Source organism: Legionella sp. (assembly GCF_047605385.1).
In the GTDB taxonomy this organism is placed as follows: Bacteria; Pseudomonadota; Gammaproteobacteria; order Legionellales; family Legionellaceae; genus Legionella.
Genome location: NZ_JASGFU010000025.1, coordinates 1 through 25,417, shown reverse-complemented (window position 1 = coordinate 25,417; position 25,417 = coordinate 1). Strand labels below are relative to the sequence as shown.

Genomic DNA, 25,417 nt, shown 5'->3' with positions numbered 1-25,417 from the left:
TTAATCAGTAAGGATGTTTTTTATTTTTATTATTTATGGTAAAATGAATCTTATTTATACATGAAGATTGTTTTATAGGCAAATAGATGATATCCAAATATGAAGACCGCTTCAAACGATTGCGCGAAGAAGGGGTAGAAGAAAAGTACCTGCGAACTGTTGAACTAATTAGTAATTATATTAATTCAGCAAACACTTTGGAGCAGATAGAACGTGATTTGAGCGACTCTTCTTTTTTTACAAAGTTGGATAACTTCGATGGTCGCTTATTGGGTTCAGTGGCTTATGTAAAACTCGTCATTGATGAGTTTTGTGATTTAGTAAGAACATCCTCAGAAAACAATGCTTCTATTATAATCCTATTACAAGATATAAGTGAGCTTCTTAACCAAGCATACAAAGCCCCTCCCTCCACTGATGTAAATGCTTTAATTGAAAAACTGAATAAGTTATTTGATTTAGACGATAAATTTTTTAAGAATAATGACGCCAAAACACTTTTTTTTAGCGTGTCTTACTTATTGCAGTTGATAAAGCCAACACTTAATTCTTTGTATTATTGGGAGCGTATTGCAGTATTTGCGCTTGTTTCCTCACAAAAGCTTAGTGGAGAAACTGCTAACATGTTGAAAAAAATTGAAGAAAAAATGGAAAGACTGGCTATAGCAGAGCCTATTTCTGTGGAACTACCCGTAGAAGAAGTACAGGTTTATTTAGAAATGGAAGAGCAGCTTGCTCCTTTAGACTCCTTGCAAGCGTATTTTAATAAACGCCATTTAGCTATTTTTGCTGAGGTAAATGATGAGTTGCTCGAAGTATATGGTGGTTTAAAAAGTATAAAAAAACTCACCGTGCTTGAAGAACAAATGGAGAAGGATGCAACTGATTTAGGTCGTTATCTTACTTTGAAACAAACTATTAGCGAACGCCAAGGAAAAATTAATGCTTTAATGCGATTGCTTGAAAATGCTACAGCTAATGACTCTTATATTTATGGCCGCCAGAGTTTTCTAGAGTTTATAACAAGGAATTCGGATGATTACGAAATACTTAAAAAACAACTGAATGACCAGCAGGGAAAAAGATTCATGTTTGCAGTTAACGAATTATCAGATGCGGTTAGTAATAAAGATTATAGCCAGCGCTTTACCAATGCAATGAGCTGGATTACGGCACCAATGACAGTAGTTATTCGCGCAACAGCCTCACAAACTATCCAGGATGATATTAGAGAATTTATGCCCGATACCAAGGACAGTGAGTGTAAGCGAACGCTCAAAATATTAACTGAGAGGCATTTACAACAGTTGCTAGCAACTCAAGCTAAAGAGGAACAAGAGTTTGCGGAAATAAATAATCGTCTTTTTAATACAAGAGATAAGATGTGCCAACTTGCAGCACAAGAGGATGAACAAACTTTAATTACTTTGCAACGTAATATCAATACAGCGAAAGAATCGATAACTAGCTATAAAAATCTTTTGGTTTTAGTTAAAGAAAATATGGGTTTTGTAGCTAAATTTGAGGATTATACCGCCAATTTAGCTGATTTCATTCGCATTCATGATGATTTTTGGGTGCGTCTTTCTAATTTTTTTGCTCAAATTTGTTCTATTTTTAAAAGTGAAGCAGCAAAAATGATTGATGAAGCTAAAAAAAGTCAAGAAAGAGCTATGCAGTTTAGCAAGGAATACCAAGATACTATTAAGGAACAATTGCACAGAATTAATAGTGATCTTGCAGTTGATGAAACTATCAAAACGCAGTTACAAGAGCATTTTCATCAGGAAGTGAATGTCATAACTGGACAACGCTCCTCTTTGGTTTGGGGTAAAAAAGAAGTACTTCTTGTAATCAAAGAATTGGAGCAAATGTTTTCATTGAGAAGAGAAGTTGCTCCGAATCCAGATAACTCTGCTAATCCAGAAGAGCCAGAAGTTCTCACTGCTACACCATAAACTGGTTTTCCAGTTTATAGTGGTCATTAATTACATGATTTTTTCATAAATAAGTAATAATTACCTTTACAATTTTGAGCTATAGTAAACAGTACAAGAGATGACAAACTAATTCAAGGACGTGTCATGAGCTCGATTCTGCTGCTCCTTTTGGCAATAACATCAACATACTTACCTCCGCTTCCGGTTGATTTTCCTGAGCAGAAAAAAATTATTAATAAAAACATGCAACTTTTGAGTGGATTAGGACCGGTTTTTAGTGCAGGACAAAATAGTGCACAATACATTAATGACATTAACACGATGCTCCATAATAGTGCTCCTGGTTTAAATCAACTCGTTATTAACAAAGTATTGATGGCCTTAAAATGTGCGCATGAATACAATGTAGAACATAATAACATGTTGACCATTATTGATTATTCATTGCCTTCTAATGAAAAGCGTTTGTGGGTTATTGATTTACAGCAGAAAAAATTATTGTTTCATACCTATGTTTCTCATGGAATTAAATCTGGTGCTTTAATCTCTAATTATTTTTCTAATAAATACAATAGTAAAGCGAGCAGTATTGGGGTATATCAAACCGAACAAGCTTATTATGGACGCGATGGTTTGTCATTACGTTTAGATGGTTTGGATGTTAGTTTTAATGATAATGCGTCTAATCGTTCAGTGGTAATGCATTCTGGTTGGTATGTCGAAGAGCGGTTTATCAAAAAATACGGAAGACCAGGCCGTAGTTGGGGTTGTCCTGCTTTGCCATTGTCTAATTCTAAAGAAATTATCAATACGATTAAGGATAAATCATTATTAGTGATTTATTACCCCAGTGATGCTTGGTTTGCAAAATCAAAATTCTTAAATTGCGATAAAAATATGCCTCATATGACAAATAAAAACATCATTGAAATACCTGCAATTGCACCAGATGATCAACGTGAGGCCATTTTATTTGTGGGGAATGGGTATAAAGGTAATAAACGTTCTGAAAGTAATCCTGTGGCAGTGATTTCAGCGGATAAATATCAACAAGTATTTCATATAACTGCACCGTTAACACGGATGCTTAGACGGCAAATTAATGATGAAGAATATATTGCGCTGAGCATCTCAGAACTGAGTTATGTGGTAAATAACGCCAACTTAAGTGATATTTATTTTGTAATTCCTGTAATTAAAGAGGTCCGTAGTGGGTATTATGAGACTCAGATGCAAGTAGTTGATTTAGGCAAGATTAAAGAGATAAAAACAAATAATTCTCCAGAAAACACCAAGGCAAATAATTTCACCATTTATTTTGATGGAAAACCAGCGGTGAGCTTAGATGCTTCAAACGAATTCATTCGTTGGGTAGGGTTATAAGCCCAAATTACCTATTTTTGGTGAGTAGTTATGTGGGTGAATGACCCACATACAATGATGATTATTCTTGATTTTGTTTGTGATTATCGTCTCTGAGCTCAAGCCACATTGCATTGAGTACAGCAAAAGCACAGGCTAAGCCAGTGCCTAAAATCCAGGAAAAATACCACATAATAATCTCTCCTAATAAGCAACTTTTTTATTTTTGGTAATCGTTTCTTCTGTAACTTTACCGCGTAATACTCGATAAACCCAGGCAGTATAGGCTAAAACGACTGGTAACAAAAACACTACCGCGATAAGCATAATAAATAAGGTTAATTGGCTTGAAGAAGCATCCCATACTGTTAAACTTTGTCCTGGATTACTGGATGAAGGGAGTATGAATGGGAACATGCTTACCCCTACTGTCGCAATGACGCCAATTAAGGATAAAGCACTGCATACAAAAGCCAGTTTTGCAAAACGTGAGAAAAAAAGAGCGAGTAATGCAGCAATAATGCCAAGTAAGGGTACTAGCATGGTTATGGGGTAATTATGGTAATTAGCAAACCAGGCATTTGCCTGTTGAACTGCGGCTTTATATAAGGGGTTAGATGGGCCATCATGAGGCATAATATTGGTTAAGCTATAACCGTTAACTCTATAATGCAACCAAAATCCTGCAGTGATAAATAATAAAGGGGTAAGCACTGCAGCAGTTCTTGCCACTTTTAATGCTCTTTTTTGTAATTCACCATCAGTTTTGACGTTTAGAAAAAAAGCACCATGCATGGCGAGCATGACTACAGATAAAACTCCGCATAATAAGGCAAAAGGATTTAATAAACTGATGAAACTGCCAGTATAAAATGGACGCAGATGCTCATCAAAGTAGAAGGGCACACCTTGTAGCACGTTACCTATAGCTACACCGAAAATTAAGGTAGGCACAAAGCCGCCTATAAACAATGCGTAATCCCAAGATTGACGCCAATGCGAATTACTCAGTTTAGAGCGATATTTAAAGCCTACAGGCCGTAGAATGAGAGCAAGCAAGACTAAGAGCATCGCAAAATAAAAACCAGAGAACGATAAGGCATATAAAGCAGGCCAGGCAGCAAAAATAGCACCACCACCAAGAATAAACCAAACCTGGCTTCCTTCCCAGGTTGCCGCAATACTATTTAGGAGTACACGGCGTTGCATATCGGTTTTGGCTACCCAAGGCAGTAGCATGGCTACTCCTAGATCGAAACCATCAAATATGGCAAAACCAATGAGTAAAACACCAAGCAACACCCACCATACAACACGTAAAGTTTCATAGTCTAATGGCATTGTAATTCTCCTAATGTGCTCGATCATCTGGGCCAAGACGAATATATTTAAACATCAGATATAGTTCAATGACGGCAAGTGTGCTGTAAAAAAGAACAAATCCAATTAAAGAGGTCATCACTTGTCCTGTGTTTAGAGAGGATGTACCCATCATAGTAGGTAATATTCCTTGAACTACCCAAGGTTGGCGACCATATTCGGCAACAATCCAACCTAATTCAACCGCAACCCAAGGTAAAGGTAAGGACCAAAAGGCGAGATGCAAATACCAGCGTGTGCTATGCAGTTTATGCTTGGCAGACAGGTAAAAGCCCACAGCAAACAAGAAAATAAAAAAGAACCCACACCCCACCATAATACGAAAAGCAAAGAATAAAGGAGCTACTTTGGGTTTTAGGTCATGAGCTGCTTTATCGATTTGATCTTCATTCGCATCCACCACATTTTCGGTATATTTTTTTAGCAGTAAGCTGTAACCTAAAAAGTCACTATGGGCATTAAAATCGGTTTTTGCTTGCTCGTCATTAGGATTTTTCTGCAGCCGCGTCAATGCATCATAAGCAAGCATCCCTTCTTTGATACGACCTTTGCCTTGTTCAATCAATTCTGCGATGCCCTCTAGAGGTTGAGTAAAGCTACGCGTTGCGATTAAACCAAGAGCGTAAGGAATATTAATTGCATAGTCTGTCGTCATTGTTTTTTCATTAGGTATACCAATGACGGTAAGTCCTGCAGGTGCTTTTTCGCTATGCCATAATGCTTCAATGGCTGCGAATTTCATTTTTTGATTGTTGTAATCCAAATGTCCGCTTTCATCTCCTAAAACCACCACAGCTAAAGCAGACGCCAGACCAAAGCTTACTGCAACAGTCATGGAACGTATAGCAAAAGGAATGTTACGACGACGCAATAAGAAATAAGCGCTAATGGCCAAGACAAATATGGAACCTGTTACATAACCTGCACTAATTGTATGTACAAATTTAGCTTGAGCCACGGGATTAAAAATTACCGCGGCAAAGTCGGTGACTTCCATGCGCATGGTTTGAAAATTAAATTCGGCACCTACGGGGTTTTGCATCCAGCCATTGGCGATCAGAATCCATAAGGCAGAAAGATTTGTTCCTAAGGCCAGTAACCAGGTACAACACATATGTTGAATACGGCTTAATCTATCCCAGCCAAAGAAAAACAGACCCACAAAGGTTGCTTCCAAGAAGAAAGCCATAATTCCTTCCAGTGCCAGAGGTGCCCCAAAAACATCGCCTACATAGTGCGAATAATAGGCCCAGTTCGTTCCGAACTGAAATTCCATAGTTAAACCGGTTGCAACACCCAAGGCAAAATTAATGCCAAATAACATTCCCCAATATTTAACCATTTGCCGCCAAATATCGCGTCCTGTCATGACATAAATGGTTTCCATAATTGCTAAAATCAACGACAGGCCCAACGTTAATGGAACGAATAGGAAATGATAAAGCGCAGTTAATGCAAATTGCAGGCGGGAGAGATCAACTAGGTCACTACCAGGAATCATGGCTCACCTCATTAAGTAATAGTGAATGTAGCGTTTTTGTTTATTGTTTTTGTTGTATTGTACCAAATAACCACTGTTGCGTATTTTGCTTTGGCTTTGCTACATTTTTGAAGCAGATAGACCATAATACGAATAACAGAACTAATTTAATAAGCAGCGTCAGTAAGATATCACGGGTCAAAGGTTTTCGCATGTATATGTACTCCTCTAATCGCGTTGGATGAGTTTGAAGAGTGAGTGTCTTTATGATAATCAAGTGTGCTTTTTAATGCAACTTATGAATTAAGAATTTTCAGTAAGGCAACTGCGTTATTATGTTCCATGTTTTTGGAGGCATACAATAAGAAAAAGCAAACGGAGCAAAATTTTTAGATATAATTATTGTGAATTGGATAAAAAAAATATAAAATGAAGAAATTTTAAACTCTCTTTGGATCATCATGTTCTCTGTTAATTCTCTTGTGTGTTATCTTCGGTCATGCATAGACTATAATAGCCAGCCTTTAAATAGCCAGCCTGTAGTGTATGATCACGCATCTTTATTGATGGTTTTAGACTGGCTCACTCCTGAGCAATTAACGTCAACAACAAAGATGCCAGCACTTTGGCAATTAAAACTCGACAGGCATTTTCCGCAATCATCATCCACTCTTGATCCATGGACCTTATTTTGGCAAACATATCACAAAGATTATAAAAAATTAAAGAAAGAAGAACGGATGTTATTTTCTGAAGTTAAAGAAAACCCATACGTTCTAATCGACAAGCTTTCTTTACATACAGCGGATCTTAGAGATGCTCAAGGATTTACCCTGATACAATGGATTGCGAGAAATAAAAATGACGAAGTTCTTAATACTCTGTATAAAAATGAACAGCTCCGAAATATAATATTGCATACTAAATATGTTCATAAACCTTTTATTCTCAACCTATTTAGACATTATCCTTCAAGTTACAGCGATTTTATGTGGGCTATTTTCTGTCATCAACCACACGACATAATTGTTAAATTCATCGATACTGCTCCACCGCACTTTCCGCCAGAATTATTAGAATTCATCGTCGAGTATGGAAGTTTTGAAGCTGTGAAATATTTGGTTGAAAAGAGTGTAAATGATGCCAATTTTAGTAGTTTCTCAGAACTATTAATTAAGGCAATTTATTGTAATCGACAAGATTATGTAGAATATTTTTGTAATTTGATTGATTGGAATAGTGCACAGGAAAATAGTCAGATGAAGCCCGTTTTACATTGGGCTATGCTGAGGAACAATGAATATTTTATTAATTTGCTCATATCAAAAGAAATAAAGATACGACCGTCAGATTATAAGGATAATTTTAAATGGGCAGTAGGCGCAGGACACTTTAATTTAGTGAAGATAATGATTGAGTCTGGTTTATTTGGCTCCATTACAATTGAAGATCTTAAATCTTTACCGAATACCTCTAATACACCTGCAGAAATATTTCTACATATTGCTAAACTTAAATTGTATCTCGAAGCAAATGAGCAACGTATTAAAGAGTCTTTTTCGTACATGAAAAACGCATTTCTAGGTGTCATAGTATTTTTAGGATTGAGTGTATTGTCCTTCTCGTTGGGTCTTTATTTTTCAATTGATGTATTGTTATTGGGTGGTCTAATAGGATCAGAATCCACTATCTTTTTTGGTCTTATTACTGCCCTAGAGGAATCACTAAAAATAGCAGTTAATAAAGCGGAAAATTATTTCTTTACTTTTAAGAAAAATCAGCTTTCAGAAAAAATGCATCAATTCTCTGATGATGGCAAAACTTTGGTGGAAGAAAAGCAAGAGCAAAAATCGTCTCTTTCTTTTCTATCAATGTTTTATAAGAAACCCACAGACAAAGCCGCAATAGAGAAAAAGAACGATAACAACTTACTTGAGAATATAACCGTGCCTATTTAAACCTTACTTGAGCTATACTAAAAATAACCAACAAATAAAAAAATGGGGATGTATCATGAGTGGAAATACGATGAGTAACGTCATGCGTACAGCAGTTTTTGCTCTAAGCCTATTTGCTAGTGCAGCAAGCTGTGCGCATGGTGGTGGCGGTTGGCACGGCGGTGGTGGTGGCTGGCACGGCGGTGGGGGCGGTTGGCATGGCGGTGGATACTACCATGGTGGTTTGCATGGTGGTGGCTGGGGAGTATGGGGACCAGGTATTATTATTGGTGCCCCTCTTTATGATGATTATTATTATGCTCCCGCTTATCCTCCTGCTTGCCAAACAGTGCGCGTGTGTAACAATTACGGCCATTGCTGGTTACAACAGTCTTGTTATTAGTCCATTGAAAATAGGATAAAACTGCAAGCTTATGCTTGCAGTTTTATTTTTAACAACGGTATTTTTATTCTCCTCTAATTATTTGATTTATGCTCTTAAAAATTGGGTTAATTTTACTTTTAGTAAAGCATGATGGTGGCGATAACTCTCCCTTGTTTGGTAAGCGCACTTGCACCATACCGCAGTTATCCGTGCGATAGAAAGCAATTTTTAAGGAGTGTAAATTAGCTACTGTTTTGGCGTGAGGGAAGTGAAAACGATTATCAAACCCTAAGGAGGCAATTGCATAGCGAGGCGCGATTTCTTTTAAGAAACGGTAGGAGGATGAAGTTTTACTGCCGTGATGGGGTACAATCAATAAGTCAGATTTTAATTGCGTAACGTACGTTTTCAGCAAGTAATTTTCCGCTTTCTTTTCAATATCTCCAGTAAGTAGCATCCGCCCTCCACTGGTACTAATTTGTAGGATGCATGAATTATTATTTTTGCCCTTAAACTCTGCAATGATGGGTAAAAAACGAAAATGTACACCATCCCAGTTCCAACTAGGGTAATCATGACATTTTAAGCCATGAGTGTAATAATGTGGGTCATTAACCAGAAGCTGCTGTACTGGGAGTACCGCTTCAATAGATTTAAGGCCTCCACGATGATCTTTATCCGGATGGCTAATCACAAGAGTATCTACTTGGTGCACTCCAGTATGTTTAAAATAAGGTAAAATGACCATTTTTCCCAAATCACTGCCTTGGAAAAACTGATCTCCGGTATCGTAAAGCAATGTATGCTGTTTCGTGCGAATAACGACAGCTAATCCTTGTCCTACATCAAGAACGTGGATTAACGCCTCTCCAGAGTGAATCAATGGCCGTGGTGGAAAGTAGGGGAGAAAGAACCATAATAAAGACAAATAGCGAAATGGCTTTATAGGTAATAATACCCAGAGCAATAAAGCCCCCATCAAAGCCAAAGTCATTTCAATCGTACTAATTGACCATTCAAGATTAATCACTGCTAAATGCTCAGTCCACTGCAATCCTTGAAATAATAAAACAATAAGCCATGACAGTGGCTTCATCAATAACCAGGCCCAGGGATAAGAACTGACCAGCATGGTGATTAAAGATAGAGGCACGATAAGAAAACCTACTAAAGGAATAGCAAATAAGTTGGCAAAAAAACCATTAAGCGAACCATAAGAGTACCAAAATAGAGTTAAAGGCATTAGTCCAATCAGGCAACTTAATTGTAAAATAAGGTTTTTTTTATAACCTTGCAGACACCAACGTTGTTGCGCCAACATAAGGCATACTACAGCAAGGAATGAAAAATAAAATCCTTGCATAAAGACGGCATGAGGTTCCAGGCATAATACACCGAATAATGCATAACGCCAGATTTGCCAAAGAGTGAAACGTTGGCTGCCCAAAATACCTAAGGTATAAAAGAAACAACCAATTAAAGCACGTTGTACTGGGGGCTCAAAGCCAGCTAAAAGAGCATAGAAAAAAGCGGCTAATAAACCGCAAATACAAGCAATATAAGGTGTGGGAATAGCGAGACAACAGCGTGTGCTACGTGTCCATAACCAACGGCTTAACCAATAAATTAAGCCAGAGATCAAGGCAATGTGTTCACCTGAAATACCAAAAAGATGGATAGTGCCAGTGCGACGAAATAATTCCCAGTCTTTTTGGCTAATGTGGCGGGTGATATTTAAAGTCAGTGCTTCTACAATACCCGCAGTCGCTTGGTTAGGTGCTAAGGCGCTTAATTGATTGGCGAGATGTTCACGCAAGATGAGCCAATTAAATGACTCATGGATTTGCGAGTGTAATTTGTTTTCGGTTGCCAGAATATAGCCAGTCCAAAATATGTGGCGTTTACTTAGTGAAATGACGTAATCAAAACCTCCAGGATTAAGAAAATTACGTGGTTTTTTCAGCTTTACAGTAAATTGCCAATATTGCCCTTGTTTTAGAGGTAATGCATGCCTGTACCAGGTTAATTGTACCAACCCTTGTGCCGGTTGATTATTATAACGTTCAAGTGAAAATAAAAATTGCGTTTTTGCTGGTGATTGTATTGGAATTGAGACAATTTTTCCTTCGATTTTTGCTTTCGGTATGACGGCAAACTCAGGAAGGCCTTGGGGCAGAATCAACCATTGATGAATTCCTGCCAGAGCTATTCCTGACAAGAAAAATAAAACAGAAAGGTATTTTGCATTTAGATAACCAAGCAATAAGGTAAGAGCTGGCAGATATAGGGAATGAGTATAAAAATAAAGTATGCCGAATAAAAAGCAAAAAATTTCCATTGCATTTATGAAGTTGGATCATCCGTTAAGGTGACCATAGTATGGGAATTTTTTTGTGCTGTAAAGCTTATGCTTTAGATAAGGTATCCCTTGAAACAAATAAATCAAATAATAAAGAAGCAGGTTGGGCCAAGGCCCAACCTACAAATTATTTTATCGGTGACATCACCATGCCTTTGAAAATATCAAGATAATAAGCACCAACTCCTCTCATTCTTATAATTATCAGCAGGTTCATTTTGCTTTTTATTAACAGCAAATGCACCATATGGGTTTGAGGAGTTTCGAGCTTCTGCTTTTTGTGTCCGCTCAGCTTTATATGCTTTTAGGGATTTCGGAACATCTGGTTTGAGTGCAATTAACATGTTCCATACTTCTGTTAATGTTGGGCGAGCTTCTGGTTTGGTTTGCAAGCAGCATTTAATAATATTCTTCCAATGATCCGGGCAATTCTTCGGAATAGGACGATTGTTTTCAATGGTGTTATCTATTGCTTCTTTTATTTGCTCGTTACTGACCATATTAAATTCCTGTGCTCCTTTAAACATTTGTAATAATATGGTACCAAATGAAAAAAGAGCTGAATGAGAAGTATATTTAGGTTTTACAGCTACCAGTTCAGGTGCTAATCCCAGCCAATTAATAAGTTTACTTTTATTTTCCGATAGAGTTGCTTCTACATATGGTGGTTTTTCAGGGGTGAGATATTGGCCCAAGTGGATTATTGATTCGTCCAATATTTTTACTTTATCATTTTCGCAAACCATAATGCTATCAAGACGTAATTGAGGGAATAGATTTTGGCTCTCATAATAAATAAGGCCGGAAATGAGTGTTAAGGAAATTTCTAAAATTTTTTTCTCGGTGAGATTATCCAAGATATCTACTAGAGTTTGATTTTTGCAAAATTCCATATCGAAATCTACTTTAACAACACCAACATCATATTGATGTTTTTCTTTACGCTGAGTGAATTTGTTAAAAATTAGAATTGAAGGATGTTTTAATTTTTTAAGTCGTTCAATAGTTGCATTAATCATAACGGTCTCAGTATTCTCAAGAATAGGCTTATTCAAGATAATGTTAGAGCCTGATTCTTTTTCTTGTACGGTATAATGAAAATAAACAGTCACAATATCTCCTAAATTTATTTCATATATCACTTCTCACAAATAATATCATACTTGTTAGGTGCTACATTCGATTGGCTACCACTAAATTTAATTTATCTTCTTTATTTACTGGTTTCTGGTCAAAAAACGTTAAATCGTAATTTTTTTTCGGGTCAGAAAATGATTCTTCTTTTTCTTTATCCTGTCGCACTGAAGTAAGTTCTTGTTCAGAAGCAATCTGTTTTACATTAGACAATTCTGGTTCCATCTTTTGCTTTGCTAATAAATCCGCTAAAATTAATTGACCAATCGAACACGGGGTTAAATTAGAGAAAAAGCAATCTTTTTCTATTGTTCTTTCAGGTTTTCTAAAAAAATCAGTGATGGTCAGATTTTTAGCTAACATGGGGTTTTTATCCAGTAGATGTTTTAAAATGAATTTTCCTTGCAGGCTCAATGATAACTTACAAAGTACGGAAGGATTCAGATTAATTACCTGAGTTAAATCAGCAGCAGTAATTGTTTTAGTTAGTTTCTCATTCTGCTTGAATAATTGCATTAAAATGGACAATCCAGATGGAGTGGAGGATAAGGTATCAAATACAGAAGAACTCGTATCCTTTCTTTCAGTAACTATTTGACATAAATCAGCGGCATTAATTGCTTTAACCAGTTCCTCATTTTGGTCAAATAGCTGCTCTAAAACTGCTAATCCTTCCAAAGAAAGAGATAAACCGTATAAAGCAGAAAAATTCTTGGTTTCCTCTTCAATAACTATTCTACATAAATCTACGGCAGTAATTATTTTAGCTAACTTTGGATTTTGCTCGAATATTTGTTTTAAAATTATTCGGCCACTTAAGTCTCTTGTTAAATAATTCAGTGGAGATGGATTCTTATTCTCTAGCTGAGGAATCATTGGACATAAATGAACAGCAGTAATTGTTGTAGCTAGTTCTGCATTCTGGTCTAATAACCGTTTTAAAATTGTTTTCCCGGTACTGCCTAATGATAAATAATAAAAAGCAGAATCATGTCCTTTTTGTTCATTTATTAGAATTCGCTGGAGGTGGATAGCGGTAATGGTTTTAGCCAGTTCTACATTTTGATCTAATAACAGTTTTAAAATTTCTTGTCCAGCATTGCTAGTTGATAACCAATAGAATGCGGATGCGTTTGTTTGAGCTCCTATAAATAACTGGCTTACCTTTAGCTCATTATTCTGTGAGTGCCAAATTGCAAGAGGAAAATCATTTTGGATTGACTTTGCTTCTAATTCTAAATCAGTGTTTGTTATTATGTTAGCTAATTCAGGGTTCTGTTCGAATAGTCGCTTTAAAATTGTTTGTCCAGTTCGAGTACGTGCTAAAAATAAAAGTGGAGAGGCTGTAGTCTCAAATATACCCTCACTTGCGCAGATCACCTGCGTTAAGTGAACACCAGTGATTGTTTTACATAATTCGGAATCATCAAGTAGTAGCTTGGCTAAAATTAATTGTTCCACTGCAGTAGTTAAAATAGCAAATATAGAACGGCCTTGATACACTTTGTGAAGATGTGCTTTAAGAGTATTTATATATTGAGGTTCTTGTTGCAAGGCCTGGATTAATGTCGTTGGGGCTTTTTCGTAGATCTTAATAAAAAGACATGAGTTATCATTCAAAATATCATCGAAAAGGTAATGCTCCACATTTTTATACGCTAAAAGAGTCTTAATATTGCCTATAGTAATTTTTTTTAAGAATTGGCATATATAGTTTTGTTTTTTTTCAAGAGAAGTGGGTTTATTCTCACTTGGTGTTGAAGGTATTGTTACCTGAGATTCTTGATTGTGTTTAGGTTTGGTAGAAATAACTTTTACGGTTTCTGATAATGTTTTCGCACTTGATTTCACAGGATTATTGTCAGATGTGTTTTGTAGCGGAAGCTCGGCTCTTAACGTCGCACGCCATGAATTAAATGCATCCATAGTAGGCTCTTGAGGTGTTTTTTTGCATAGCTCAATGTAACGAATTGCTTCCACCTCATTGAGATGAAAGATTTTTTGCAAGTTTTCTTGGGCAGGCTCTACAGCATTTTCAGCAATAAAGCGATGGATGACTCCTAACCACTCCTCTTTGGAGCTGGAAATGGCTTCTATTAATCTCTCAGAAGAATCGTTGCCTAACTTTTCGAGAAACCACTGCTGAAATGAGGCCGATTTATGATTTGCTTCCGACTCCCAATAAACATAAAGCTTGCCTTGCGTGCGCGAAATGGCGATGAAAAGACGGGACAACCATTCTAAAGAGAGTTCATTATTTGCAGTTTTATCTGCAGAAAGATGAGCATGCTCTTTTAATGGATATTTGGGAGTAATTCCTTTTTCTTCCATCAAATCTGCAATCTGCTTTGCTTCTGTAAGTGCTTGTTTTGATAAGTATAAAAAGACCTGTGAAAACTCTAATCCTTGAGCTTCTTCGGAAGTAAAAGCATTCTTCCCCTGAATCAAGTCTTTAACTCTGGCTTTATCTTCAGATCGCAACACGATTGCTGCAGCATTGGCATCTAACCCTACTTTGGCAAATTGCTCTTCTTGTAATGTGGCAAAATAGCAGATATTTTTTGTTGCTTCGCCAGTTAACTCAAATCCATTAGCAATTTTAGAATAAGAGAGACTTTCAATTAATCCACTATTTAAATTATTCCGAAGCCAATATATGCTATTGGCCAAACGAGCCACATCATAAGGTAGCCGTAATGTATTGACCAGATGAGAAATCATCAACGATTGGTTGTTAAAAAGAAGTTTATATGCTGTTCCTAAGGTACTTAATGAAGAATATTGAGATGTTTTTTGAATTGGATCGCCAATAAACAGAACTTGATTGTTGCGCGTAAAGCGAGTTATTCCCAATAAATACTGTAAAGGAGCCTTTTGCGCTTCATCAACCACAGTGAAGTGATAATCAAATCCATCCATTGTTTCTGTCAGGTATGTTCCCACTACTTCGGGAACATAGCTTAACGTAGAAAAAACTTCTTTAAGCTTTGGGTGCTTTTTTTGCCTTTCTTGCACCGAATATAATGAGTTTCTTGCTCCTGCATCTTTATATAATGATTGATGATAGGGGCTTTTTGCTCGTGCATCAGCTTCAATCATCCAACCATTACTGTATAACTCATTGCGTAGCTTTTCAGGGTCTTCATTGGGAAAAGTCTTGCTTAATTTCGATAAAAACTCCTCATCATTCATCCAATGCAAATTCCTTTCATCAGCATACCACTGAAAAAACTGGTTAAAGGTTAAAAAAGATACCACTACCTTATTGGTGGAATAAGGAATATGCTCTTGCTCCCAAGAGCTCCAGGAATCTTTTAAACGCCTAACCAACTCTTGACTCTCAGTAATGTATAAAAGTTTTAAAACCCCAGGTTGACCACTACTAATATGCTGTCGTGCGCGTTCTTGTAAAAAACCCATTGCTAGTAAGGTCTTACCTGAGCCAGGAGGGCCTATAACTGTTTGAGGAAGTATCTTGTTTTGCAATAATTCCGTTTGCAACGGTGTGGGTTCATACCACATGTTTTTATAATAAATCATTGCCATATCATCTTCAGGCACTTTTTCACTCAAAGAGTTCCAAATCTCAAACTCATCATTATATAATCGATTAAGTTCCTCCCGACTTATCCGCTCTTTGCTTTCCCATTCCAGTGCATGCCGGTAATTATGAGACCAAACAAAACTTCTCAACATCAAATAAAGCGAACTTTCGAACTTCACTAATTCGAATAACGCTCGATGGTAATGACGGCCAACATTAATGTCGATACTGTACACTGTTTTTGTGCCAAAAGTTTTTTTCTTTAATCGCTGGAATTCCATTTTTAATGCGGTAGTAAGATGTTCGACTATATCTTCTAATTGTGACGCTTCTACATAAGTAGAAAGATAGGTTTTTAAATTTTTCGGAACTAAATATTGCAGCATGGTAATTTGATACTATGGATTTACTGACAAATTTATTATTTTTTACTCATATTGTCAATTATAATACACATAGGCCTATGTGTAATCAAAAATATCTAGGTGGGATTCCAACACAATGTTTGTGTTGCTCCCGATGAGTCGGCTGCAGTTTTTACATTGGCTTGATCGATAATAAAAAGAGCACAAATTGTATCTTCAGTCTGTCTACCAATAGCTGTTGCAGTCAGAGTATAAGTTGAGGCACTGAGATTAGTTAAGGTAATGTTGTAGTATCCCTTAGCTGAAGTTTGCGGAAAAGTGGGTAGAAAACTACAGGTTTGATTATAAGAAAAGTTTTGGGCATAGCATCGCTCTAAGGTTATTTGATTCTGGGCCAATGTTGCCATGGCATCTGAACGATGTGATTTCAAAAGATAGCTGACGTAGCTTGGGTAAGCGATAGTTGCTAGTATCCCAATGATAAAAAGAACAATCATTGCTTCGATTAAAGTGAAGCCTCGTATTGTTTTTGAGTACATTTTTTTAATATTAGTGTGCACCAATTTAAAATACTGTAGAAAATAAATGTTTTTTTGGAGAGCAGGTGTCTTGTCAATTTCTTGAGTAGAAATCGCTTCATAATGAACGATTTTAGTTTTTTCATCTTGATTCATTAATCGTTGCATTAGTTCTTGGTGTGAGTCAAAGCGTTCTACCCATTTTCTTAGCTGGGAAATGGTCCATTTATGTTTGCATATTTTTTTACCGGAGCTATTTAATTCATTAATAAATAAGACTCTTGGTAAATTAAAAGGTAATTTCTCTTGGTTTAAGATAAGAATAGCGAGAAAGATCCGCAATGAGTGAAATGAGGGTTGAAAATCTCCACTGCGATGATTGATGCTTTTTAGTGTTTTGCATGCAGAGTTTTTAAATTTGATATTTCCGGCAGTGAGACAGCGTGCTTGGTTTAATGAGTTTCCAGTCATTTGATAATGTTTGGGGGCATGCGTACCTTTGCGAGTTTCACGAGCGAACCATGCTTTGCCGTTTTCATCAACCAGAAAACGCAATATGGGCTCTTCTTTTTGGGCACGTTTTTCTGCGAGTAATTTGTTTAATGTGATTAGTGATTCAATAGTATACGTACCTGCTCTGTGTTGTATTGGTACCTTGCCTGCATAAAAATGTTCTGTAAGATTTGGGAGAGATGTTAATAATTCTGATTTTAGTTGATTACGATTAAACATATTTTCGCTTGCTTATTTGCTACCACTTATAGGAAAAATTTTCTTTCTGAATATTATCATTTATTAATTCGTCAAATTTTATTTTAAAATCTTCAGAAATTTTTTGCACGGCTGCTTCAGAAAGATCTGGAAGGATAATATTTGAACCATCACTAAAAGTAATCTGATTATAACTATCGAGATGTTGTAAGTTAGTCACTATATTTAAATTATATAGAGACATTTGATGTGATTGAGAATAATAATCAGCTTGTTTATCAAAAATTTCTTCAGCAGTTAAATTAACCTTTCCAATTTTGCTTTTTTCTTTTGGTGATAATTTTGAATATTCTTCAACAAATCGTTTTTTTAAGTTATTGGTTTGAGCGAAACGTCTTAAAGTGTTAATACATAAGTTAAAATATTCAGTATTATTTCTATAATTTAGTTCGGATATAGGTAGCCATAATTTACTTAGTTTTTCTTTAACATCATCTAAAATTAAAGATTTCTTAGAATTAAAAAAACACATCACGACTCCTTGAGAACTTTTTGAGTTAATTATGTTAATTTTTATTCTTAATGTCAAAATTAATTAAAACATAGCTAGCTCTGTTTGATTTTGGTCATTTTAAATGGTTTCTTATTTGATTTTTGTGCAGTTTTAGTCGGTTTTTTATTCCAGTCTGTGTTCTTTTTTACACGTTTTTTAGGTGGGCGTGTGTTTGGTAAGGATATAGGCAAGCGATGATTGGGTTCAAAATTTTCTATTTCAATACGCTCTAATTTTCGTTTAATCAATTGTTCAATAGCATGCAATTGTCCAATTTCATCGGCACAAACTAAGGAAATGGCAATTCCTGATGCGCCTGCACGTCCAGTGCGTCCAATACGATGCACATAATCTTCTGCAACTTGTGGAAGGTCAAAATTCACCACGCAAGGAAGTTGATCAATATCAATTCCTCGAGCGGCAATATCTGTAGCTACTAAAACATGTAATTCACCTGATTTAAAATCTGTCAATGCTTTAGTGCGCTGTGCTTGTGATTTATTGCCATGAATTGCAGCTGCATAAATATGCTCCTCAGCAAGCAATTTCACCAATTTATTTGCACCATGTTTGGTTTTAGCAAATACTAACGTTTGTCCCCATTTATTTTTATGAATCAAATGACTCAATAATACGTGCTTACGATTTTTATCCACTGGATGCACTCGTTGTTTTACAGCAGTGGCTGTTGTATTACGTGGGGCAACGTCGATTTCTGTGGGGTTTTTGAGAAAATTTTTCGCCAAAGAACGAATACCATCAGAGAAAGTTGCGGAGAATAATAAATTTTGACGTTTATAGGGTAAGAGGTTGATGGTGCGTTTAATGTCGTGGATAAATCCCATATCGAGCATGCGATCTGCTTCATCTAAAATAAAGGTGTTTATTTCATCAAATTGAATGGCACGTTGTTGGTGTAAATCCAGTAAGCGCCCTGGCGTTGCTACTAAAATTTCCACACCGCCTCGAAGTTTCATCATTTGCGGATTAATTTTTACCCCACCAAAAACCACTGCTGAACGTAATTTTAGATGGTTTCCATATTGACGAATACTGTCATGTACTTGTGCCGCTAATTCACGTGTTGGGGTGAGAATAAGAACCTTTGTACGGTTATTTTGCGCACGAGGTTGAGTATGCAGTTTTTGTAAAATAGGGAGTACAAAGCTGGCTGTTTTTCCAGTACCTGTTTGCGCTGAAGCAAGAATATCGTGACCACGTAAAATCTCAGGAATAGATTGGGTTTGAATGGGAGAAGGTTGAGTATAGCCAGATTCATTAATCGCTTGTAATAAAGGTTCAATTAACCCTAAAGATGTAAAGCTCATGGTGTGTCCTAAAGAAGTGAATTCTAATGTTCAGTGGAGGAGATGAAAGATATCAGCCTCATTGAACAAAAAGAGTTTAAGTTGAACAATTGTATCATAAATTAACAGTCATGGAATAATTGGCTAATCCCAATCAACAAAGGCTTCAATTTCATCCGTATTCTCGAAATGTGGTTGTGGTTGAGGGCACAGCTGAGGTTTTGCGCAACGGATGGGGTGTTTGAGTGTTTTTAAGGCATCTTCCAAATTAATAAAGCTATAGCCATGGTCTTTATATAAATTAATGATGTCGGGCAAGACATAGGCATTGAGTAAGTTCGCATGAATTAATAAAATTTGTGCTTGATGAGGGTTATTTTCTTCAGCACGCATGGTTTGTTGCCAAATGAAGTCCAAATAAAATGGCTTTAGCTCTTCAAGATAAGCGCGTCGGTCTAGTTCTGGCACGGCAAACAGGCGTTGGTTAAATACAAAATCTTTTGAATCCACGGTGATAGGAGCTACTTGGTAATTTTTTTTCGCTAAAAAACAAAGAATATCTTCTTTTTTCTTTCCTGAACTCATGGATAAATAGGGGAAGCGAAAATATTTAGGCTCAGTAAGTACAGGGGCAAGAATCGTATCGGCATCTTGAATTTCGCGTATGTATGCTTTTCTATTGAGCTTGCCTAAATTGGCATGTGTTAGTGTATGGTTACCAAGGCCAAAACCTGCATCGCGAAATTTGTGTAAAATTTCCCAGTTGTCTTTGCGTACTTCGCTCGCAATGATAAATCCTGTTACTGGAATCTGTTGCTTCGTCATTGTTTCAATCATCATATTAAGATGAAAATTGCGATATTCACCAACAAAAGGGAGATCATCAATAGTAATGGAAATGAATTTTTTTGTGATGCTTTGGGATGAATTCACTGCGGATGCAAGCTTTTTTGTTTCTGAATTTTTAAGTGTTGAGGCGGCAAAAATTAAGTTTGGAGTGGCAAATAAAAATATTAGAGGAAATATTATTTTTTTTATATTTAATTCAATGTTCATTAGATTAAGAGTACAACAAGTGAAGAAAAAAGCCATTGTACCAAAAATTAATCTAAATGACGTATATAAACAACTGATTCTCCGCGAAAAATTAAATTGAATCATTGGCTGTAGCTAAATAATACAGCCAGTGATTCCAAAGATAGGTTGATTAGATCACGCGATCTTAATCAACCTATCGTGTTAGGTGTTAGTCTATTGACGTTTGAATCTTGTGGCTCTTGTTTTCCATTTTTTGCATTGAGCTCATCGGAAATAGGCAGCTCCGTAGTTTTTGTTCTGCCGCCAAATAGACTTAGTGACGGCAGATTTGGAAAAGGTATTGAGGGGATGCTTGGCAGTAAAGGCTTTTCTTTTGGTTTTAGATCAGGATATTTTTCGAAGTACTTTTCTAGATTGTCTTCTAAAGTTGCTTGTTGTAGATTCAGAATCATTGTTGAGAATAATTTAAAGGTTTTTTTGACATCAAACCCTTCAATATCAGCAAAAGGATTTTTTGAACTAATCGTCTGATTCATACCGTTTATTAGTGACTCATTTTTCTTTAGCTTAACGAGACAACAATAACGCATAAACATATATGCTGCATTGACTAAAGCCCCAATTTTTGCTGCTGAATTAAAGGTAAGGATATCTCTTAATCCAGAATGAGTTGTGGAGTTTTCAGGGTTATTAAAGATTTTAGGAAGAAAAGAATTACTGTATGGTATTGTAATGTCTTCATATATCATTTTTAGAAAACCTGAAAAAATCACTTTCTGTTCATTTTCGACCTCTCCTTTAGTGTGGTTGTCATCCGGATGTAATTGTTCTAGCAGTTTTTCTATAGTACGCATGAGAGAATATTGAATCCTACGGTTTTGGCTTAAATTTTCTATTGTGCCAACATTTTTATGCGCCAGTTCCTTTTGTTTAAGTTTTTTAATGCGTTCCTTAAGCTCTGGCCATTGAGATAAGTGTTCGATGTCTTTAGGTGCTCTACGCTTTTGGTTAGAAAAATATTCTGCAGGAGAGCGAGGTGATTTATCACTATAGCCCATCTTATCAATAGCATCGTGCTGAGCTTTTGCTCCAGAGTTATAGCCAATTATAAGTAAATCTTTGAGAACGGGTATATCCATTTTGGTTAAGAGGCTATTTTCTTTAAAGCCATTACTTGCCTCTATGGGATACAATCTTTCTTCAAGAGATTGATTCAGGAAATAATAGAATGTTGCATAATCAGATAAACTGGGCTGGTTGTGTTTATTGGGCAGAAATGTTGTTATACACTGGTGAAGTGTGCCATATTGCTTAAGAGTCCCTTTTGCTTCTGTTTCAATACGTTCCTTAACGATATAAAGAGCACCATAAAATGCAGAAGTATCATTGTGTGTATCCTTTTCTTTTTCAAGTGAATTTTCTTCTGGTAAACTTGAAAGTTTTTCAGTGAGGCATTGGTAAGCGTCTACTAAGTAGAGCATCTCAGAGCGTCTTGGTTCTCTAAGTTGTTCGATGCTTGTTATCGGTTCTTTGCCTGGATTTAACTCATTATGCTTGGCTATTTGCTGATTTTTAGTTTCGTCAATAAAATTCGTTATCTCTTTTATATCCATTAACTTAAACGTCATGTTTCACCCCCCATTTCCTAGTAAATAAGTAGATGTAAATTTATCTTACAGTCCACAGTGTAAACTAAACTAATTCGCTCGTCATGTATTTTGGTTATACAATTGTTTTTTTTAACAAAAATAGTGAATTCATTGAGTTAGATAATGATTAGATATCACTTATCATTATCTATGATATGAAAAATCATGAAAAAATTTGTATTAATTTTAATAATCGGTAATATTCTTTGTCGTTTTCAATTGCAATATGAAATAATTGACTTGCTATGTATTTAACTTGATAGAAATCTATTAGTTAATATCATGTGATGTAGCGTATTACGAATGAGGCTTGTTTTGGACATAAAAAACGATAAATTAGTGCGCGATAAATTTTTTAATCATGCACTGTTTGCATTGATGTTTCTTCTTATTTGCCGTCTGGTTTCCATGTATTTCATTCCTTTGAATGATGTTTCTGAAGCTCGTTATGGTGAAATTGCGCGTAAGATGTTAGAAACCGGGAACTGGGTTACCTTATTTCATGATTATGGTGTTCCTTTTTGGGCGAAACCGCCTTTATCTACTTGGTTATCTGCTGCATCTATGAAATTGTTTGGTGTTAATGAGCTGGCAGTGCGTTTGCCAGGTTTGCTTTTATCCATCGCGATTGTATGGCTTGTTTGGGATCTGGCAAAAAAACACAGTGGCTCTACGATTGCTACCTTAAGTGCCATAGTCCTGTCTGGAACTTTATATTTCTTTCTTGATGCTGGGACGGTAATGACCGACCCTTCTTTAATATTTTGTACTACTTTGGTTTTAGTTTCTTTTTGGCATGCAGTTGTTAATGAGAGCAAATTTTGGTCTTATCTTTTTTTCGTCGGTATTGGTCTTGGGTTATTGGCTAAAGGGCCTGTTGCTGGGGTTTTAGTAGGGATGCCACTTTTTTTCTGGGTATTAATACGCAATCAATGGCTTAACCTTTGGAAGCGCTTACCGTGGTTTAAAGGGATTTTGTTAGTGCTCGCGATTGCATTGCCTTGGTATATTTTGGCGGAATTACGGACACCAGGATTTTTAAATTATTTTATTGTGGGTGAGCATTTCCATCGTTTCGTGACTCCTGGATGGACCGGCGATAAATATGGTTATGCACATCAAGAACATTGGGGAATGATTTGGGCTTTTGCTGTTTTAGGTATTTTTCCCTGGTGCTTTTTAGGGAGTGCTTGGCTTGTCAAGTATAGAAAAGGCTTACCTGCATTGTTTGCGGATAATGACGGTTGGTTAGGCTATTTGTTTGGATGTACCGTCGTGCCGTTATTCTTTTTCACCTTTTCTAGCAACATTATTTATACTTATGTATTTCCTAGTTTGCCATTTTTTGCTTTATTCTTTACTGAGTATTGGGTTAGAGCTGGGGTAATGTTGAATGCTAAAAAACTAATCGTGGGTTTGTCATTAATTACGGGCGTGATGTTTTTAGTGGCGGCTGTTGTATTTAATGTAATGCCTAATCTTGTTGCTAAAACGCAAAAACCAGTAATTAATACCTGGTTACACCAGAATCCCGCGATGGGCAGTAAATTGGTTTACTGGGATTATAAAACAGAGTTTTCTGCTCAATTTTATTCTGGTGGTAAGGTGAGAAATACTCAAGACAATAAAGTATTGTGTCAATTATTAGCAAATCATGTAGCAGACTATGTGGTTATGCATCCGGAGTATATTATTACAATCTCACCAGAAATTCTTCCGCACTTAACGCAAGTTGGTCAAGTAATTGCTGCAGGAAGTCCTTTGCTATTATTACGTAGTTCTCATATAACCTGCTCTTAAAGGCAGGTTATGAACTTAAATTTGAGATGCAGTATAAAAAACAGCGATTACTGTTCAATAAAGATACCAATTTGATTTCAGTTTTGGTATACTCTGGCGCAATTTTTAAGCCATAATGTGAGGAGTAGGCGTGTCGCATTCTGTTGCAGTGGATTCTAGAACTTTTGTTCCTCGTGGCGACCTGATGGCTTGGGTTGTCTGTCTCTCTGCGGGGCTGTTTTTCTTATATGAATTTTTCCAGCTCAATATTTTTGATGTCATTAATCAATCATTACGTGATGATTTTCATATCGATGCAACACAATTAAGCTGGATGTCCAGTGCTTACTTATGGGCTGATATTTTCTTTCTTTTACCAGCCGGCGTGATTCTTGACCGCTTTTCCACACGAACTGTGATTTTAATCGCGATGTTTATCTGTGTGCTTGGAACTGTAGGTTTTGCACTGACAAAATCATTTATTTTAGCTTCTTTTTGCCATTTTCTTTCAGGTATAGGCAATGCTTTTTGCTTTTTATCTTGTGTGGTTTTAGTGTCTCATTGGTTCCCACCACGAAGACAAGCCTTGGTTGTGGGTTCTTTAGTGACCATGGCTTTTGTAGGAGGCATGTTGGCTCATACGCCTTTTGCTTACCTGAATGAATTGTTTGGTTGGCGCCGTGCTTTATTAATTGATGGCGCAGTGGGTGTGGTATTATTATTATGGATTTTTGGGGTTGTGTGTGATAGGCCTGTAGATTCATCAACTCAAGGCGCGAATGGACAAGATCACGTTCTTCCTGGATTTATTAAGGCTTTAGCTAATCCTCAAAATTGGTTAGCAGGTTTTTTTACCTCTTTCCTTAACTTACCTATTATGGTTCTATGTGCGTTATGGGGAGCAAGTTATCTACAAGTCGTGCATCATTTAACAGAGATGGCTGCAAGCAATGTTGTTAGTTTAATATTTATGGGGAGTGTGATTGGTTGCCCGCTTGCTGGTTGGCTTTCTGACTCACAAGGGCGTCGCAAACCTTTAATGGTTTTTGGGGCGATCGCTACTTTAATTACGGTGATTCCACTGTTTTTAAACATTGCTCTATCGCAAATTACCTTAAGTATTCTCTTTTTTGCATTAGGTTTTTTTACGAGTACGCAAGTGATTTCTTATCCATTAATCGCTGAAAGCAATTCTACTGACAATACTGGTGCCTCGACAGGAATTGCTTCGGTAATTATCATGGGTGGCGGTGGCGTTGGCCAGGTATTGTTTGGTTGGTTAATGGCGCATCACACAAATACTACTACAGCGCCATATACTGTTGCTGATTTTCAATTTGCAATGTGGATATTTCCAATTGCTACAATTCTTGCGTTAATCGCTGCGTTATTAACTCGTGAAACATATTGCAAACATTAAGCTAAGGAGTAAAAATGCACATGGTAGATGAGTTTCAGGAAGATTATGATTTTAAGTCGTCTTTATTACCTTGGGTAGTATGTCTTACCGCGACTTTATTCTTCTTTTATGAATTTATTCAAGGAAATATGTTTGCTTCTATTGCGGCAAGTATTATGCAAGATTATCACATCCAGGCAGACAAAATGGCTTGGTTATCCAGTATCTATTACCTATCGAATGTATTGTTTTTATTTGTGGCAGGAATAGTGCTTGACCGTTTTTCGATTAAAAATACGCTACTCATCGCCATGTTTTTATGTGTTGCGAGTACTTTTCTTTTAGCACATTCTCATTCTTTTTACATTGCTTTATTTTCTCGTTTTATTACTGGCATTGGTAGCGCTTTTTGCTTTTTAGGCCCTGTACGTTTGGCCTCTCATTGGTTCTTGCCCAAGCGTATGGCTTTTGTGACTGGAGTTATTGTGACTATGGCAATGGCTGGTGGTATGTTAGCTCAATATCCTTTAACCCTATTGGTAAATTTAGTAGGTTGGCGTAATGCAGTACAGGATGT

General features: G+C 36.5%; 21 protein-coding genes. 9 read left to right on the top strand and 12 right to left on the bottom strand.

Features of this window, described 5'->3' with window-relative positions:
* Positions 1–86: 86 nt before the first annotated feature.
* Positions 87–1,958, top strand: a complete 1,872-nt coding sequence (locus QM652_RS07615) for a hypothetical protein (RefSeq protein WP_415074442.1) — start codon at positions 87–89, stop codon at positions 1,956–1,958.
* A gap of 126 nt (positions 1,959–2,084) precedes the next feature.
* Entirely contained in the window at positions 2,085–3,323 is a 1,239-nt protein-coding gene (locus QM652_RS07610; RefSeq protein WP_415074440.1) for a murein L,D-transpeptidase catalytic domain family protein, read from the top strand.
* A gap of 61 nt (positions 3,324–3,384) precedes the next feature.
* Here the strand turns inward: QM652_RS07610 and cydX are convergent, their stop codons facing one another.
* The 4 genes from cydX to cydP are packed head-to-tail and all read right to left on the bottom strand — an operon-like array spanning position 3,385 to position 6,376.
* On the bottom strand, positions 3,385–3,498 hold the full coding sequence (cydX, locus tag QM652_RS07605) for a cytochrome bd-I oxidase subunit CydX (RefSeq protein ID WP_415074468.1): 114 nt from the start codon (positions 3,496–3,498) through the stop codon (positions 3,385–3,387).
* An 8-nt stretch (positions 3,499–3,506) separates the two neighbouring features.
* Positions 3,507–4,643, bottom strand: coding sequence for a cytochrome d ubiquinol oxidase subunit II (gene cydB / locus QM652_RS07600; protein WP_415074438.1), 1,137 nt, complete (start codon positions 4,641–4,643; stop codon positions 3,507–3,509).
* A gap of 10 nt (positions 4,644–4,653) precedes the next feature.
* Positions 4,654–6,183 (bottom strand): cytochrome ubiquinol oxidase subunit I, encoded by a 1,530-nt coding sequence (locus QM652_RS07595; RefSeq protein WP_415074436.1) that lies wholly within the window; start codon positions 6,181–6,183, stop codon positions 4,654–4,656.
* Positions 6,184–6,223: 40 nt separating this feature from the next.
* Positions 6,224–6,376, bottom strand: coding sequence for a cytochrome oxidase putative small subunit CydP (gene cydP / locus QM652_RS07590; protein ID WP_415074434.1), 153 nt, complete (start codon positions 6,374–6,376; stop codon positions 6,224–6,226).
* A gap of 247 nt (positions 6,377–6,623) precedes the next feature.
* On the opposite strand from cydP, the gene QM652_RS07585 reads away from it, so the two are divergent.
* Together QM652_RS07585 and QM652_RS07580 are read left to right on the top strand one after the other, a co-directional pair.
* On the top strand, positions 6,624–8,120 hold the full coding sequence (locus QM652_RS07585) for a hypothetical protein (protein ID WP_415074432.1): 1,497 nt from the start codon (positions 6,624–6,626) through the stop codon (positions 8,118–8,120).
* 55 nt (positions 8,121–8,175) lie between these two features.
* Entirely contained in the window at positions 8,176–8,502 is a 327-nt protein-coding gene (locus QM652_RS07580) for a hypothetical protein (protein WP_415074430.1), read from the top strand.
* A gap of 64 nt (positions 8,503–8,566) precedes the next feature.
* Here QM652_RS07580 and QM652_RS07575 read toward each other — a convergent pair whose 3' ends face one another.
* Complete coding sequence (locus QM652_RS07575; RefSeq protein ID WP_415074428.1) at positions 8,567–10,822, bottom strand: DNA internalization-related competence protein ComEC/Rec2; 2,256 nt, start codon at positions 10,820–10,822, stop codon at positions 8,567–8,569.
* Between the two features lie 41 nt (positions 10,823–10,863).
* Here QM652_RS07575 and QM652_RS07570 point away from each other — a divergent pair, with 41 nt between their 5' ends.
* The gene (locus tag QM652_RS07570; protein WP_415074426.1) at positions 10,864–11,016 is read left to right on the top strand and encodes a hypothetical protein; all 153 of its coding nucleotides are present in this window, start codon (positions 10,864–10,866) and stop codon (positions 11,014–11,016) included.
* Here the strand turns inward: QM652_RS07570 and QM652_RS07565 are convergent.
* The 6 genes from QM652_RS07565 to QM652_RS07540 all read right to left on the bottom strand — a co-directional run bounded on the left by QM652_RS07565 (position 11,008) and on the right by QM652_RS07540 (position 19,908).
* A complete protein-coding gene (locus QM652_RS07565) occupies positions 11,008–11,955 on the bottom strand; it encodes a protein kinase (protein ID WP_415074424.1) in 948 nt (315 codons plus the stop codon). The genes QM652_RS07570 and QM652_RS07565 overlap by 9 nt on opposite strands.
* Before the next feature lie 61 nt (positions 11,956–12,016).
* Positions 12,017–15,907: a hypothetical protein gene (locus QM652_RS07560; protein WP_415074422.1), complete on the bottom strand. Its 3,891-nt coding sequence runs from the start codon at positions 15,905–15,907 to the stop codon at positions 12,017–12,019.
* Positions 15,908–16,002: 95 nt separating this feature from the next.
* A complete protein-coding gene (locus QM652_RS07555) occupies positions 16,003–16,425 on the bottom strand; it encodes a type IV pilin protein (protein WP_415074466.1) in 423 nt (140 codons plus the stop codon).
* 730 nt (positions 16,426–17,155) lie between these two features.
* Entirely contained in the window at positions 17,156–17,647 is a 492-nt protein-coding gene (locus QM652_RS07550) for a hypothetical protein (protein ID WP_415074420.1), read from the bottom strand.
* Positions 17,648–17,721: 74 nt separating this feature from the next.
* Positions 17,722–18,996, bottom strand: a complete 1,275-nt coding sequence (locus tag QM652_RS07545; protein ID WP_415074418.1) for a DEAD/DEAH box helicase — start codon at positions 18,994–18,996, stop codon at positions 17,722–17,724.
* Between the two features lie 123 nt (positions 18,997–19,119).
* The gene (locus QM652_RS07540) at positions 19,120–19,908 is read right to left on the bottom strand and encodes a polysaccharide deacetylase family protein (protein ID WP_415074416.1); all 789 of its coding nucleotides are present in this window, start codon (positions 19,906–19,908) and stop codon (positions 19,120–19,122) included.
* Between QM652_RS07540 and QM652_RS07535 the strand changes: the two genes are divergently transcribed.
* Entirely contained in the window at positions 19,868–20,131 is a 264-nt protein-coding gene (locus QM652_RS07535) for a hypothetical protein (RefSeq protein WP_415074472.1), read from the top strand. The two genes, QM652_RS07540 and QM652_RS07535, sit on opposite strands and share 41 nt — an antisense overlap.
* 70 nt (positions 20,132–20,201) lie before the next feature.
* Here the strand turns inward: QM652_RS07535 and QM652_RS07530 are convergent, their stop codons facing one another.
* Positions 20,202–21,641, bottom strand: a complete 1,440-nt coding sequence (locus QM652_RS07530; protein WP_415074414.1) for a hypothetical protein — start codon at positions 21,639–21,641, stop codon at positions 20,202–20,204.
* 336 nt (positions 21,642–21,977) lie between these two features.
* Here QM652_RS07530 and QM652_RS07525 point away from each other — a divergent pair, with 336 nt between their 5' ends.
* From QM652_RS07525 to QM652_RS07515, 3 genes are all read left to right on the top strand, one after another.
* Positions 21,978–23,462 carry an ArnT family glycosyltransferase gene (locus QM652_RS07525; RefSeq protein WP_415074412.1) on the top strand — a complete coding sequence of 495 codons (1,485 nt, stop codon included), beginning with the start codon at positions 21,978–21,980 and terminating at the stop codon, positions 23,460–23,462.
* A gap of 130 nt (positions 23,463–23,592) precedes the next feature.
* Positions 23,593–24,861 carry an MFS transporter gene (locus QM652_RS07520; RefSeq protein ID WP_415074410.1) on the top strand — a complete coding sequence of 423 codons (1,269 nt, stop codon included), beginning with the start codon at positions 23,593–23,595 and terminating at the stop codon, positions 24,859–24,861.
* Positions 24,862–24,875: 14 nt separating this feature from the next.
* Positions 24,876–25,417 (top strand): MFS transporter (locus tag QM652_RS07515; RefSeq protein WP_415074408.1); only part of this gene is annotated, 542 nt, incomplete at its 3' end.

What these genes read in the sequence shown, in the direction of transcription:
- QM652_RS07550 (WP_415074420.1), bottom strand. Translation starts at nt 17,647, where the DNA reads ATGTGTTTTTTTAATTCTAAGAAATCTTTAATTTTAGATGATGTTAAA.
- QM652_RS07575 (WP_415074428.1), bottom strand. Translation starts at nt 10,822, where the DNA reads ATGGAAATTTTTTGCTTTTTATTCGGCATACTTTATTTTTATACTCAT.
- QM652_RS07610 (WP_415074440.1), top strand. Translation starts at nt 2,085, where the DNA reads ATGAGCTCGATTCTGCTGCTCCTTTTGGCAATAACATCAACATACTTA.
- cydB (WP_415074438.1), bottom strand. Translation starts at nt 4,643, where the DNA reads ATGCCATTAGACTATGAAACTTTACGTGTTGTATGGTGGGTGTTGCTT.
- QM652_RS07595 (WP_415074436.1), bottom strand. Translation starts at nt 6,183, where the DNA reads ATGATTCCTGGTAGTGACCTAGTTGATCTCTCCCGCCTGCAATTTGCA.
- QM652_RS07545 (WP_415074418.1), bottom strand. Translation starts at nt 18,996, where the DNA reads ATGAGCTTTACATCTTTAGGGTTAATTGAACCTTTATTACAAGCGATT.
- QM652_RS07585 (WP_415074432.1), top strand. Translation starts at nt 6,624, where the DNA reads ATGTTCTCTGTTAATTCTCTTGTGTGTTATCTTCGGTCATGCATAGAC.
- QM652_RS07570 (WP_415074426.1), top strand. Translation starts at nt 10,864, where the DNA reads ATGGGAATTTTTTTGTGCTGTAAAGCTTATGCTTTAGATAAGGTATCC.
- cydP (WP_415074434.1), bottom strand. Translation starts at nt 6,376, where the DNA reads ATGCGAAAACCTTTGACCCGTGATATCTTACTGACGCTGCTTATTAAA.
- QM652_RS07535 (WP_415074472.1), top strand. Translation starts at nt 19,868, where the DNA reads ATGGAAATGAATTTTTTTGTGATGCTTTGGGATGAATTCACTGCGGAT.
- QM652_RS07580 (WP_415074430.1), top strand. Translation starts at nt 8,176, where the DNA reads ATGAGTGGAAATACGATGAGTAACGTCATGCGTACAGCAGTTTTTGCT.
- QM652_RS07555 (WP_415074466.1), bottom strand. Translation starts at nt 16,425, where the DNA reads ATGTACTCAAAAACAATACGAGGCTTCACTTTAATCGAAGCAATGATT.
- QM652_RS07530 (WP_415074414.1), bottom strand. Translation starts at nt 21,641, where the DNA reads ATGACGTTTAAGTTAATGGATATAAAAGAGATAACGAATTTTATTGAC.
- QM652_RS07560 (WP_415074422.1), bottom strand. Translation starts at nt 15,907, where the DNA reads ATGCTGCAATATTTAGTTCCGAAAAATTTAAAAACCTATCTTTCTACT.
- QM652_RS07615 (WP_415074442.1), top strand. Translation starts at nt 87, where the DNA reads ATGATATCCAAATATGAAGACCGCTTCAAACGATTGCGCGAAGAAGGG.